Genomic DNA, 12,819 nt, shown 5'->3' on the forward strand with positions numbered 1-12,819 from the left:
AAGCTATCGAGATCGACTTTGCCATATATTGGACTGGCAGTTCCGGCGAATGCAAGGCAGGTGCGTCAGCATCGAGGCAGAGACAATGGACGCGCGGCCAGCAAAGGCAGACGGGATTTTCGACACGGCAGAGGGCATTGCCGCCCCGGCGCCACCGCCTGCCGGAATCGCCGCCGGGATCGCCGGGATCGCCGCCGATGCCGCTCCGACAGGGATAATGCGCGGAACCGCCGCCTATCGCCGGATCAGCCTGGCATTGTTCCTCGCGGGCTTCGCGACCTTCTCGCTGCTTTATTGCGTGCAGCCGCTCCTGCCCGAATTTGCCCGCGCATTCGGCATCAGCCCGGCCGAGAGCGCATTGGCGCTGTCGCTGACCACCGGCTTCCTTGCCCTCGCCATCGTCGCGGCGGGCGCCTTTTCGCAGGCGCTGGGGCGGCGAGGCCTGATGTTCGGATCGATGGCCTCGGCGGCGATCCTCAATATCGGCGCGGCGCTGTCGCCGGACTGGCACATATTGCTCGTCGCGCGCGCCTGCGAAGGATTGCTGCTGGGCGGCGTGCCCGCGGTGGCGATGGCCTATCTCGCCGAGGAGATCGATCCGCGCCATCTGGGCAAGGCCATGGGCCTTTATGTCGCGGGCACCGCCTTTGGCGGCATGGCGGGACGGGTCGGCATGGGGGTGCTGACCGAGCTCACCTCCTGGCGCGGGGCGCTCGGGGCGCTGGGCGCGCTCGATCTGGCCGCCGGCATCGGTTTCCTGCTGCTGCTGCCGCGCTCGCGCAACTTCGTGCCGGTCGCGGGCTTTCAGCCCGGCACGCATCTGCGCATATGGGCCGGCCATCTGCGCCATCCCGGCCTGCTGCGGCTGTTCGCGATCGGATTCATCCTGCCGAGCATGTTCGTCACCCTGTTCAACTATGCCGGCTTCCGCCTCTCGGAGGCGCCTTATGATCTCAACCAGACGCAGATCAGCCTGATCTTCCTGGTCTATGGCTTCGGCATGGTCGCCTCATCGGCGGCAGGCGGCCTCGCCGACCGCTTCGGCCGCGCGCCATTGCTCGCGCTGGGGCTGGCGCTGCTGATCGCGGGGGTGGCATTGACGCTGCTGCAGGCGCTTTCCGGTATCATCGCGGGCATTTTGCTGGTGACGATCGGCTTCTTCACCGGCCATTCGGTCGCGAGCGGCTGGGTGGGCAGGCTGGCGGGATCGGCCAAGGGGCATGCCGCTTCGCTCTATCTGCTATTCTACTATCTCGGATCGAGCCTGATCGGCTCGGCCGGCGGCTGGTTCTGGGCGCATGGCGGCTGGCCATCGGTGGCGGCGCTGACCGGCCTCCTCGCATTGACCGGATTGGGCCTGCTCGCTTCCATGCGGCGCGCAGGCCCCATGAACGGCCCTATGAACGGATGATAGCCATTTCGCCCGATGTCAGGACAGGGACAGCGACGATGACGATGCCGAACAGCAATGATGCCGGGATACGCCTGGCCGTCTATGGGACCTTGGCTCCGGGCAGGCCCAATCATCATCAGCTCGCAGGACTGGAAGGGCAGTGGCGAAAGGGCATGGTGCGCGGTCGGCTCGTCGAGGGCGGCTGGGGCTCGGCGCTCGGCTATCCCGGCCTGATCCTCGATGCGCATGGGGACGCGATCGAGGTCCAGCTTTTCGAATCCCCGGATCTCCCCGCGCATTGGCAGCGCCTCGATGAATTTGAAGGCTCCGGCTACAGGCGCGTCACAGTGGCGGTGGCGCTGGCAGGGGAAACGCTCCCCGCCTCCATCTATGTGCTTGCGGCGTGACAGCCCTGCCGCATGGCGGCTTCGCTCTGTCGCATGGCGGCTTCGCTTAGCACGCCCTCCGGCTCGGGCTGGCGCCGCCCGGGTCATGCCTCGGGTGGATGCCGGGGATTCGGCGCCGCTGCTCCAGCTGCGCCATAGGCCGGCTTCCCCGCAATGCCGGTCAGCATGAGGATGGCCTCGGCCACCTGATCGGTCGCGACATGGTGCACCATATGCCCGGCGCCCGCGACGATCCGCAAATTGCTGCCGGAGATCGCCGCCTGCAGCCGTTCGGCATGGCGATGGCTGACGATCTTGTCGCCGTCGCCGGCGATGATCGTCACCGGCAGGGACAGCGCGCGATAATGAGCGCGCAGGCGCTTCGCGCTCGAGACCATGAAGGTGCCATCGACGCAGGTGGCCCGGATCTGGGACGGCCGCAGGGCCATGGCGGTGGAATATTCCGCCCTGAACCGCGCCGTGACCGGCGCCGGCGCGAACATGATCCGCTTGGTGAGCGGCATGGTGAGCCAGCCGAAAAGCGGCGAGATGGTATAGCGCAATATGTCGCCCAGCAGGGGGACGGCTCCCGGAGCCACCATCACCGCATCCAGCCGGAAGGTCGGGAAATAATAGCCGGAGAGCAGGACAAGGCCGGCCGTGTCGGCCGGGTAGCGGATGGCGAGCGCGAGAGCCACCAGCGTCCCCCAGGAATGCCCCACGACCACCGGCCGCCGGACGCCAAGTTCGGCGAGGGCCTTGTGCAGCAACCTGGCCTGCTCCATGGCCGCCCAGGGGCGCCACCGCGGCCGTTCGCTGTGGCCAAAGCCGGGCCGGTCGAAGATGATGACGCGGCAGGTTCCGATCAGCCGCTCGGCCACGCCGCTGATATCATAATCGTCCCCGGTCACGACATTGCCGTGCACCAGGAGGATGGGCGGTCCGCTGCCCCGGTCGCTATAGTGCAGCCGCACGCGGTCCACCTCGATGAAGGCGCCCTTGGGCGGGTTCCGCCGCTCCGCCCATCGCGCGGCGGCATGGTTCACCACCGCCAGGAGGACGAGAATGAGGACGACCGCCAGCAGGACGGCTTGCCAGCTCTGCAGCTCTTGCAGGCTTCCGAACAGGTCCATGGCCAGGCTCCATCTGTTGCGATCCGGGCGGGCCGGGGGACCTGCCACGGAGCCGGTATCGAGGGCCGGTCTCCAACGCAGCAGGACGCCGCTCGGCTGCGGCGTGCGCGGCAAATCGCTGCCTTCAGGCGGCACGGACGAATGATGCAGGCGCGTGGTGCAGGCCGAGCCCACGATCAGGCAGTCGATGTCTCGGGCCTGGAGAGCAATCCGGAGACGCTATCGACCGAAAATTGCGGATCAAAATTGCGGATCTCTGCCGTGCGGATTCGTGCGATGGCCCCGCCTCCCCCCTCATCCCGCCTGCGGGTGGACGGCATGACGGGAAGAACTCAAGGCAAGGGCCGCATCTTGGAAGCTCGTTTGAGAAAGCGTCAGGCGGCGGCGCTGCTGCGTTGAAAGGCGATGGTCCGGTTTTCGGCGAAGGGTGGCAGAATAACCTTCTCACGCCATTTTCGGTCGAAGCCGGGCAGCTTCTCGAGCCGGAGCATGAGGGCCTCGAAGCCGTATATTTCTTCATGCACGGTGCGGACCTGTTCGGCGCCTGCGGAGCCGGTGATGATGTCGCAGCAGATCAGGTCGGTCGTCAGCGCGTCGAGCTTGTAGACCACCACCCTGCTCACATCCTCGAAGCATATGGTGTCGGCGCGCTTTGCTGTCGTGATCGCGAAGCTGCCGTCTGCGACGATGATCCGGGTGTTGGGCATCATGTCTCTCATTCAGGGTGCCTCCCCTCATGGCCGGCGGTACGGAGAAGGTCAGCCGGCAGTCTGCCTGTAATACCACGACCGCAGTGCGCCCCTTATGGGACAGGTCAGCGCGTCCGGCAGCGCATCGAGCGGGAACCATGCAAGCCCGCCATGTTTTTCGGGCTCGACGATCCTGGGCGCGCCCATGAAGGCGGTGACGAGATAGACCGGTGCAACCCAATGCGCGCCGCGCTCCTCGTCGATCTGCTCGACCAGGCAGAGCAGGTCGGCAGCGTCTATCTCTATGCCGATTTCCTCTTTTATCTCACGCTGCGTCGCGGCCGCGGCGCTTTCATAGAGATCGACCTTTCCCCCGGGCATGCCCCAGCAGCCGGCCTCCGGTTCCGTAAGCCGCTTCAAGAGCAGGATCCGCCCCTCAACGATGATCGCGGCCCCACATCCCAGCCTCGGTTCCGTAAATGCCATACCGCACCGCCCCCGCCTGAAAGCCCGAAGGACGGCGTAACGCCTGACGCGCGGGACGTCAGCAATCCCTCTCTGCAGGTCATGGCCGGCATCGGCGGCAAAGATGGTGCTCGATCCGGAAATGGCCGAGAGCGGTCCGGCAGCTTTCAGGCAGCAAATGCGGGAAGCGGACCATCGCTCTTCAAGATGTAGGCCAGCAGTTCCCACCTATGTTGGTCGCTGCTTCCCGCGCAACCTTCCTCCGAAGCGGACATGCAGTTTTGGCTAAGGGTGATGGCCTACGGCCATGCCGGCATGCATACTGCGCTCGAGTTGAACGCGCGCCTCAACTACGGATGTTGCGCATTACCGGACGAGGTGTTGACAGTCAGTTCAAGCCTGAACCCTTTATCTGTTTTCGCCTTCTTCTCTAGTTTGATTGTGCGTTCAGGATAGAGCATCTTTTGCTCATCAAGGATATTCTTAATTGCATTTGTGTATACAGAATCTAACTTATCCATTGTTTCGCAAATATCTCTTAGTAACGCATCTAAAGATAAGGCGACTCCGCCGGCCATCAGCACTACAGAGTGGATATTATCAAGACTGTCGATTGGAACATCGAACGGGAATTTACTATCATTTAAGTTTGGATTAGCTTGCGGCCCAGCATTAATCACGTAAGCGTACACCTTGCCATGACCGATACGAAAGCGTGAGTCGACCCAACAAAGCGTGCCGTAAACGTAATTCTCCCCGAAATGATTCTTACTGTAGTCCTTATCAGGATGTTGCATTGCGTCTCGCATTTCCCTCAAAGACGGCCACCTACTTACGAACCCCTGTGCGACGGCTTCATCTTCAACACCAGGCATCTTCCAGAGTAGACGTTGCAGGCGCCGAGCATTGTCAACTATAGCCCAGGCATCAGCAAAGAGCTCCATGTTGGCGGTTTCTGGCGCGACTTTCTCATGATTATCGTGGCGGCGCTCTAGTGCTGCCCATAAACGTCTTCCCGAGAGTTGTGTGGTTTCAACAGCGAAGCGAATGCCGACGAGGAAGCGTCGCTGTTTTACGTCGAGTAGCAGCGGTTGAGCGAGAAAGATCGAGTCTTTAGCGAACGGCATACCCGCAATAAGCATGATTTAAGTCCGCTGTGAATCACCGCAGATCACCCGAAACCGTGGCTGGTGAGTTCGTGCAGGTCCAAACCGTTCGCTTAGGGCCAAACCGCAATGTCAAGCTAACGTCCGACTTCAGCGTTGGCCTGGAAGTGGACCGTCACAGAATTGCCCAAAGCAGCCTTGACATCTCGCCGATGCGGCGTCTGCTTCGGATAACTTCCGCCATCGATCGAAGTGGCCGAAGTTGGCGCTTCCCTGCCCTTCGTCCAACATTTGGCCCAAGCCCGCCTCTGCCTGCCCAAGGCCGGCTTTCTCAACGGCATCGACCGGAAACGGATGGCCTGCCTGCGAACGGGGCAGCGCATCAGCCGATATCCAGCGCGACTCCGCCCCCAAGCCCGCGCGTTCAAGGCGCCTCCCCCACCCCATGATCAGCGGCACGGGGGCGTCGTCAGGCGGCGGCCTGCCTGTGGCGCCACGACCGCGCCGAGATTGGTGAATGCAAGGCCTCGATCCAGCGGCGAGGCTCCCAGCGGCGGGGATCAGATGGCCGGCACGTCGCTTTTCAGCATGGTGGCGGAGAGATGGCCGATGAAGAGCGACGCGGCCGCCGAGAGCGTGCGGCCGCTGGCGCTGACCAGCGAGAGGATGGAAAGCGGCGCCGGCGTATCCGACAGCGGGACGAAGGCAAGCTGCCCTTCGGCCACCTCGTCCATCACGTCCAGCGCCGAGACGATGCCGGCACCGACCCCGCTCGCCACCAGCGACTTGACCATGGTGATGCCGCTCGCCTCGATGAAATGGCGCATCTTGCCGCCGACGGTGCGCGCCCACGCCTTGTCCAGCACGCCCCGCAAGGAGACGGACGCATCCGGCACGATGAGCGGCAGGCCCGCGCAATCGACAAGCCCGATCTCGGATCGTCGCGCCAGCGGGTGATCGGGCAGGACGATGAGCCCCAGCCTGTAAAGCAAGGTGCGCTCGATGCGCAGTTCGCGCGTCTGGGGCGCATTTGCCGTCAGGCCGATATCGCATTCGCCTGCCATCACATGGCGCAGGACCGCCTCGGCGCCGCCCGTCTGCAGCCGGAAGACGATATGCGGATAATCCTGATGAAAGCTTGCGATCCCGCGCTTCAGCAATTCGGCCGCGCCCTCGATCAGCGCCACCGAGACTTCGCCCCGGCGCAGGCCCGTCAGATCGTCGATCTGCTCGCTGACATGCTTGAGGTCGCGGCGCCAGTTGCGGAGCGCAGCAGCCAGCATCTCCCCGGCCGTGGTCATGCGCAGCCCACGGCTCGTCCGTTCGAACAGGGGCGCGCCAAAATGCTGTTCGAGCTGGAGTATCTGTCGATCGATGGCCGAAGGCGCAATTCTCAACATCTCGGACGCACGCCTGATCGATCCCTGGCGGGCGACCTCATCGAAATAAATCGCTGCCCGGCCGAATATCATGCGGGGATCGCGCGATGAGCGTTCGCATTTCGTGATCGGACAGTCCGTATTTTGCTCATGGATTAGATCGTTTCACAACCCTAGACCAATCACAAGAGGCTGCGGAGCACCCGCAGCTGGGGCGTTCGGGCGCGCCGGATCGGAGGTCGGGTGATCGAGGGGGGATCGATACGGCCGGCAAGGCCGATGACCGAGTTCGCATCCGCCGGCGGGGCGACTGCCCTGCCCCCCGCAGCGCCGCGGCAGGAGCATGTGTTGCGCGGGGCGAAAGCGGCGGCGCTGGTGGCCAGCCTGACGCTCGCCGTCCTTTCCTATCAGCTCAATGCGACGATGATCACGCCCGTGCTGCCGCAGATCGCGACGGATCTGGGCGAGAGCCTCGATCATGTCGCCGGCGTCTCGTCGCTCTTCTTCCTGGCCGGCGGGATCGCCGGGATCGTGCTGAGCCGGTGGAGCGACTTCATCGGCCGCAAGCTGTGCCTGATGATCCTGCTCGTCATCCTGATCACAGGCACCCTCCTCTGCATCGTCGCGCCCAACCTCCCCGTGCTGCTGACCGGACGGGTGATGCAGGGCTGCTCCAGCGCGGCCTTCCAGATCGCCTATCTCCTGTTGCGGGAAAGGCTGCAGAAGAAGCTGTTCGGCGTGTCGCTGGGCCTCATCACGGCGATCAGCGGCGGCGCGGGCGGGATCGACGGCTATCTGGGCGGATTGCTGGCGGGGCGCTTCGGCTTTCGCGCGGTCTTCGTGGCGATCCTGATCTTCGGGCTGCTGGCCCTCCTCTCCGCCATGCTGCATCTGCCCAGGGACGCGCCGGTCGATCGCGGCGGCCGGATGGGCAGCCGAATGGATTGGGCCGGCGCCGCCGCCCTGTCGCTCATGCTCGCCTGCACCAGCTTTTTCGTGTCCGACGGCGCCGCGATCGGATGGGGCAGCGCGCGAACGCTGGCGTGGCTCGGCGGGGCGGCATCGGCGTTCGCGGCCTTCTGGCAGATCGAGCGACGCAGCGCGGCCCCGCTGGTGGCGACGCACCATCTGCGGTCGCGCTCATTCTGGCCGATGCTGATGACCACGAGCCTGACGCTCGCGGGCATCTTCGCCGTGATCAACTTCACGATCGTGCTGCTGAGCCAGGACCAGCGCGCAGGCTTCGGCCTGGACAGCGCGACCTCCGCCCTGCTCTATCTTTCGCCGGCCGCGCTCATCGGGGTTCTGACCGCGCCTATGGCAGGATGGCTGGCGGATCGCCTGGGCTGGATCAGGGTGATGCGGCTGGGATTGGGCGCGAGCATCCTGCTGCTGATCGCCATAGCCTTGCGATCGGACGATCCCGGATTCGTGATGGTCGCGGTGGCGCTGCTCGGCCTCACTTATAACGGGCTCGCGCTCACGACATTGAACGGCCTCGGCGTGCTTCTGTCGCCGAAGGATGCCCCCGCCGCGCTGCCCGGGCTCAATGGCGCGGCCTTCGGCCTCGGCGCCAATCTGGGCATTGCGATCGTCGCGCCCTTTGCCGCTGCCGGAACCGGCGCCGGCTATGCCACGGCGCTCTGCATCTCCTGCGGCATAACCCTGGCCGCGTTCATCAGCAGCCTCTTCATCGCACAAGAGCCGGGAGCATGAGCTTGGTTGGTTCAGGCGGGCGCCGCCCCATTTACCTGGATTGCGACACCGGCATCGACGATTCCATCGCGCTTGCCTATCTGCTGGCATCGCCGGAGGTCGAGCTGGTCGGCATCGGCACGGTCAGCGGCAATGTCAGCGCCGCGCGCGCCGCGCGCAATACGCTCGACCTGCTGCACCTTGCCGGGCGCGACGACGTGCCCGTCGCCATTGGCGCGCAGGATTTCCTGGCCGGCAGCTTCGACGGCGGCGTCCCCTGGATCCACGGCCATAATGGCGTCGGCGACGTGATGCTGCCGGCTGCGCCGAGAGAGCCCGACCGGCGCGACGCGGCCGACCTGCTGCGCGACCTCGCGCACGAACATGGCGGCGCGCTGTCGATCGTCACGGTCGGGCCGACGACCAACATTGCGACCGCGCTGGCGCGCGAGCCCGGCCTGCCGGGACTGATCCGCTCCGTCACCACCATGGGCGGCGCAGCGCTGGCGCCCGGCAATATCAGCGCGGTCGCCGAAGCCAATATCGGCAATGATCCCGAAGCGGCCGCCGCCCTGCTCGACGCCGGCTGGGACTGCACGCTCGTGCCGCTCGACGTCACGCTGGAGAACCGGCTGTTCGAACGGGACTGCGCGGCCCTGCTCGATGCCCCGACGGCGCTCGTCCGCGCGCTGGGGGCCATGCTCGACATTTATTTCGATTATTATGTGCCGCTTTACGGCGAACGCAGCTGCGCGCTGCACGATCCCATGGCCGCCGCGATCGCCGTCGGCGAGGTCCGGAGCCGCCGGGCGCCGGCCGTCGAGATCGTCGTCGACACCACGCGCGGCCCCGGCCGCGGCCAGACGATCTGCGACCTGCGCGGGCAGCGGCTCGGCCCCGTCGACCAGCCGGGCGCACGGACCCGCGTCGTGCTGGAGCTGGATCGCCCGCTCGGCCCCCATCTCGTCGAGCGCCTCACCCGCTTCGACGCACCGGAGGCGGTTCGATGAAAGGCACGATGCAATGCTGCTGAATCTCCACACGCATCTCGAAGGCAGGGTCAGGCCCTCCACCGCCCAGGAACTCGGCGCCAGGCTGGGGCTGGCGGAGCCCGAGGGCGGCTGGGCGCAGGCGATGCAGCTGGGCGGGCCTTCCAATCTCACCTGCTTTCTGCAGAAAGTCTCCTCCACTTATCCCTTCTTTGCGGATCGCGAGAGCCTCACGCGCATCGCGCGCGAGGCGGTCGAGGACGCGGCGGCGGACGGCGAGGACTATCTCGAGCTGAGGTTCGGGCCCATGAGCCATGTCGGCAACGGCATGGACCCGGACGAGGTGATCGCGGCGGTTTGCGAAGGCATGCGGGAGGGATCGCAAATAACCGGCATGCCGGCAGGCGCCGTGGTCTGCGCCTTGCGGCTCCACGGCCCCGAGATCAACGAGGCGGCCGCGCGCGCCGCGGCCCGTTTCGCCGGGCGCGGCGTCGTGGGCTTCGATCTCGCCGGCGACGAGATACTCTATCCCGACCTCGGGATGCTGACGTCCGCATTCGGGATCGCGCGCGCGGCCGGGCTCGGCCTCACCTGCCATGCCGCGGAGGCCGGCCCGGCCTCGGCCGCGATCGACGCCGTCGATCTGCTCGGCGTGACGCGCATCGGCCACGGCACGCATATCGCCGACGATCCCGCCGTGCTGCGCGAGATCGCGGCGCGCGGCATCGTCGTGGAAATATGCCCGACCTCCAACTGGTACACCGGCGGCATCGCCGCGATCGGCGCGCATCCCGCCCGGCATCTCCACTGCAGCGGCGTGCCGCTCGTGCTGGGCGACGACAATCCGCGGCAGACCGGCTCGCCGCTCTCGGCCGAACGGCAGCTCCTTCGCGAGACGCTCGGCTTCGATGCCGCAAGCCTGCTGGCGCTGGACCGCACCAGCGTGGCAGCCGGCTTCATGGAGCAGAGCGTGCGCGACGGGCTCGCCCGGCGCCTGGACGCGGAAGCGCGCGCCGCATCCGACGGACGCGGCTGAAATACCGAAGGCCGACAGTAGCGACGACTGGCGCGCCGCCCAACAGATCAAGGGAGTTTCAATCCATGCGGCTTTGGCTGAAGAATCCGCTCGCCATCCTTGGCCCCGACTGCGCGGGGGGGCTCGTCGTCGACGGCGATGTCATTGCCGAGCTCGTGCCTGCCGGCGCCACGCCCGCCGGGCCCGTGGACGAGGTGATGGATGCGAGCGCGCATGTCATCCTGCCCGGCCTCGTGAACACGCATCATCATTTCTACCAGAATATGACGCGCGCCCATCCGGCGGCGATCAACAAGCCCCTGTTCGGCTGGCTCCAGGCGCTTTACCCGATCTGGGCGCGGATCACGCCCGAGGCGCTCGAACTGGCCACCGAAATGGCCATGATCGAGCTGATGCTGTCGGGCGTCACCACGACATCGGACCATCATTATCTCTTTCCGGCGGGCATGGAGGAAGCGATCGACATCCAGGTCGAGGTTGCGCGGCGCCTGGGGATGCGCGTGACGCTGACGCGCGGCTCGATGAGCCTGTCGGTCGAGGATGGCGGCCTGCCGCCCCGGTCCGTGGTCCAGCGCGACGAGGCCATATTGGCCGATTGCGAAAGGCTGATCGCGCGCTTCCATGAACGCGGGCCCGGCGCGTTCGTCCAGATCGCGCTGGCGCCCTGCTCGCCTTTCTCCGTCACGCCGCAGCTCATGCGCGAAAGCGCCGCGCTCGCCGCCCGCCATGGCTGCCGGCTGCACACGCATCTGGCCGAGACCGAGGACGAGAACGACTTCTGCCTGCACAGCTTCGGCCGCCGCCCGCTCGATCATCTCGAAGAGGTCGGCTGGCTGGGCGAGCAGACCTGGCTCGCGCACGGCATTCATTTCGACCCGTCCGAGATAGAGCGGCTGGGGCGCAGCAAGGTGGCCGTCTGCCACTGCCCGACCTCCAACATGCTTCTCGCCTCGGGCCAATGCCACACGCTGGCGCTCGAGGCGGCAGGAAGCCCCGTCGGCCTCGGCGTCGACGGATCCGCCTCCAACGACGCCGGCAACGGCATCGAGGCGGTGCGCCACGCGCTGCTGCTCAACCGGCTGCGCTATGGCGCGGATCGCATGACGCATCTCGATGCGCTGCGCTGGGCCACGCATGGCTCTGCGCGCTGCCTGGGCCGGGACGATATCGGCCGGCTGCGCGCCGGCGCGGCGGCCGATCTGGCGCTCTTCCGGGTGGATGAGGATCTCGCAATGTCCGGCGCGCATGATCCGCTCGCCGCGCTGGTGCTGTGCGGCGCCACCCGGGCGGATCGCCTGATGGTCGGCGGCCGCTGGCTGGTCCGGGATCGCATGCCCGTCGGCATCGATCTCGCCTCGCTGCGCGATCGCCACCACCGGCTCGCGCGCCGGCTCTATGGATGAGGCAAGGCGACAGCTTGGCGAAGAACGGCAGCAGCTGCGCGCGACGCAGCACCTTAGGGACGACAGCGCAGACGTGCCTCAGCTCATCCTGGACATCGCGTCGGCGCGCTTCGGACTGGAGGTCGCATCATCGGTCAAACCGTCACGACGATCTTGCCGAATTGCGCGTTCGACTCCAGAAAGCGATGAGCCTCGACGATCTGATCGAACGGAAAGGCTTTGGCGATTACCGGCTGGAGCGAACCCGATGTCAGCCCGTCGAGGACGAATGCCTTGGCGGCCTCCAGCCGCGCCGGATCGCCGACGATCTCGTGGATGAGAAAGCCACGCAGGGTCAGGCTCTTGGCCAACACGGCGTATAGCGGGAAGGGGGTCGGTTCAGGGCTCAAGGCGCCATATTCGATGAGAATGCCACCCCGTGACATCGCGGCCGTCAGAGGCTCGAAAGCGGGGCCGCCTACCGGATCGAACACTATTCGTACGCCCTCCGGGCCGGCGATTTCCTTCAACCGGGCTTCCAGATCTTCCTCCGCTGAAGCGATGACGTGCATGGCACCGCACTCGAAAAGGGCGTGCTTCTTGCCAGACGTCCGCGTGACCGCGATCGGGATCGCGCCAACCATATTGGCAATCTGGATCGCGGCCAGTCCGACGCTGCTCGATGCCGCGGTAATGACGACAAAGTCCCCCCTGCGGAGTTCGGCAAGGTCGATCAGCGCGCCATAGGCGGTGACATATTGCATCCAGACGGCTGCCGCGGCTTCCCAGCCGAGCGATGGGGGGTGCTTGACGACGAGTTCGGCAGGAAAAGTGGCGAACTCGCCATAAGCGGGCCAGCGGACCATCGACAAGGGCGGCACGACGCTGACGGCGTCGCCCGGCGCGAAGCCCTGGACGCCTTTGCCGACCGTTTCGACGATGCCCGCCGCCTCGAGGCCGAGACCGGAAGGCAGCGTCGGTCTCTCGATATAGGAGTCCGTGCGGATCATCGCCTCGGCCCGGTTCAGGCCCAGCGCCTTGACGCGGATCTGAACCTCGCCGTCGCCGGGCCCCGGAACATCGGCCTCCTCGATGCGCAGAACCTCGGGACCACCAAATTCATGGAAGCGAACCATGCGTGCCATTAGGCCACGACTCCAAAATGA

Annotated in this window: 13 protein-coding genes; 7 read left to right on the forward strand and 6 right to left on the reverse strand. The window is 66.0% G+C overall.

Features of this window, described 5'->3' with window-relative positions:
- Positions 1 to 85 precede the first annotated feature (85 nt).
- Both CLG96_RS05820 and CLG96_RS05825 read left to right on the forward strand, forming a co-directional pair.
- On the forward strand, positions 86 to 1,411 hold the full coding sequence (locus CLG96_RS05820) for an MFS transporter (protein WP_243395646.1): 1,326 nt from the start codon (positions 86 to 88) through the stop codon (positions 1,409 to 1,411).
- Between the two features lie 38 nt (positions 1,412 to 1,449).
- Entirely contained in the window at positions 1,450 to 1,800 is a 351-nt protein-coding gene (locus tag CLG96_RS05825) for a gamma-glutamylcyclotransferase family protein (RefSeq protein ID WP_243395648.1), read from the forward strand.
- A gap of 83 nt (positions 1,801 to 1,883) precedes the next feature.
- Here CLG96_RS05825 and CLG96_RS05830 read toward each other — a convergent pair whose 3' ends face one another.
- The gene (locus CLG96_RS05830) at positions 1,884 to 2,912 is read right to left on the reverse strand and encodes an alpha/beta fold hydrolase (protein WP_107967257.1); all 1,029 of its coding nucleotides are present in this window, start codon (positions 2,910 to 2,912) and stop codon (positions 1,884 to 1,886) included.
- A 141-nt stretch (positions 2,913 to 3,053) separates the two neighbouring features.
- Here CLG96_RS05830 and CLG96_RS18470 point away from each other — a divergent pair, with 141 nt between their 5' ends.
- Positions 3,054 to 3,311, forward strand: a complete 258-nt coding sequence (locus CLG96_RS18470; RefSeq protein WP_133175356.1) for a hypothetical protein — start codon at positions 3,054 to 3,056, stop codon at positions 3,309 to 3,311.
- Here the strand turns inward: CLG96_RS18470 and CLG96_RS05835 are convergent.
- The 4 genes from CLG96_RS05835 to CLG96_RS05845 form a co-directional block, all read right to left on the reverse strand.
- Positions 3,287 to 3,622 (reverse strand): hypothetical protein, encoded by a 336-nt coding sequence (locus CLG96_RS05835; RefSeq protein WP_243395649.1) that lies wholly within the window; start codon positions 3,620 to 3,622, stop codon positions 3,287 to 3,289. The genes CLG96_RS18470 and CLG96_RS05835 overlap by 25 nt on opposite strands.
- Positions 3,623 to 3,670: 48 nt before the next feature.
- Positions 3,671 to 4,087 (reverse strand): NUDIX domain-containing protein, encoded by a 417-nt coding sequence (locus tag CLG96_RS05840; protein WP_107966945.1) that lies wholly within the window; start codon positions 4,085 to 4,087, stop codon positions 3,671 to 3,673.
- A 329-nt stretch (positions 4,088 to 4,416) separates the two neighbouring features.
- Entirely contained in the window at positions 4,417 to 5,208 is a 792-nt protein-coding gene (locus CLG96_RS18475; RefSeq protein WP_133175357.1) for a hypothetical protein, read from the reverse strand.
- A 524-nt stretch (positions 5,209 to 5,732) separates the two neighbouring features.
- A complete protein-coding gene (locus tag CLG96_RS05845; protein ID WP_107966946.1) occupies positions 5,733 to 6,644 on the reverse strand; it encodes a LysR family transcriptional regulator in 912 nt (303 codons plus the stop codon).
- 186 nt (positions 6,645 to 6,830) lie between these two features.
- Here CLG96_RS05845 and CLG96_RS05850 point away from each other — a divergent pair, with 186 nt between their 5' ends.
- From CLG96_RS05850 to CLG96_RS05865, 4 genes are all read left to right on the forward strand, one after another.
- The gene (locus CLG96_RS05850; protein WP_107966947.1) at positions 6,831 to 8,267 is read left to right on the forward strand and encodes an MFS transporter; all 1,437 of its coding nucleotides are present in this window, start codon (positions 6,831 to 6,833) and stop codon (positions 8,265 to 8,267) included.
- Positions 8,264 to 9,256 (forward strand): nucleoside hydrolase, encoded by a 993-nt coding sequence (locus CLG96_RS05855; RefSeq protein ID WP_107966948.1) that lies wholly within the window; start codon positions 8,264 to 8,266, stop codon positions 9,254 to 9,256. Before CLG96_RS05850 ends, CLG96_RS05855 begins: the two co-directional genes overlap by 4 nt.
- A gap of 13 nt (positions 9,257 to 9,269) precedes the next feature.
- The gene (gene add, locus CLG96_RS05860) at positions 9,270 to 10,271 is read left to right on the forward strand and encodes an adenosine deaminase (RefSeq protein ID WP_107966949.1); all 1,002 of its coding nucleotides are present in this window, start codon (positions 9,270 to 9,272) and stop codon (positions 10,269 to 10,271) included.
- 65 nt (positions 10,272 to 10,336) lie between these two features.
- Entirely contained in the window at positions 10,337 to 11,674 is a 1,338-nt protein-coding gene (locus CLG96_RS05865; protein ID WP_107966950.1) for an 8-oxoguanine deaminase, read from the forward strand.
- Between the two features lie 134 nt (positions 11,675 to 11,808).
- Here the strand turns inward: CLG96_RS05865 and CLG96_RS05870 are convergent, their stop codons facing one another.
- Positions 11,809 to 12,798, reverse strand: a complete 990-nt coding sequence (locus CLG96_RS05870; RefSeq protein ID WP_107966951.1) for a zinc-dependent alcohol dehydrogenase family protein — start codon at positions 12,796 to 12,798, stop codon at positions 11,809 to 11,811.
- Positions 12,799 to 12,819 lie beyond the last annotated feature (21 nt).

The sequence above is a fragment of the Sphingomonas oleivorans genome (genome assembly GCF_003050615.1).
In the GTDB taxonomy this organism is placed as follows: domain Bacteria; phylum Pseudomonadota; class Alphaproteobacteria; order Sphingomonadales; family Sphingomonadaceae; genus Sphingomonas_H; species Sphingomonas_H oleivorans.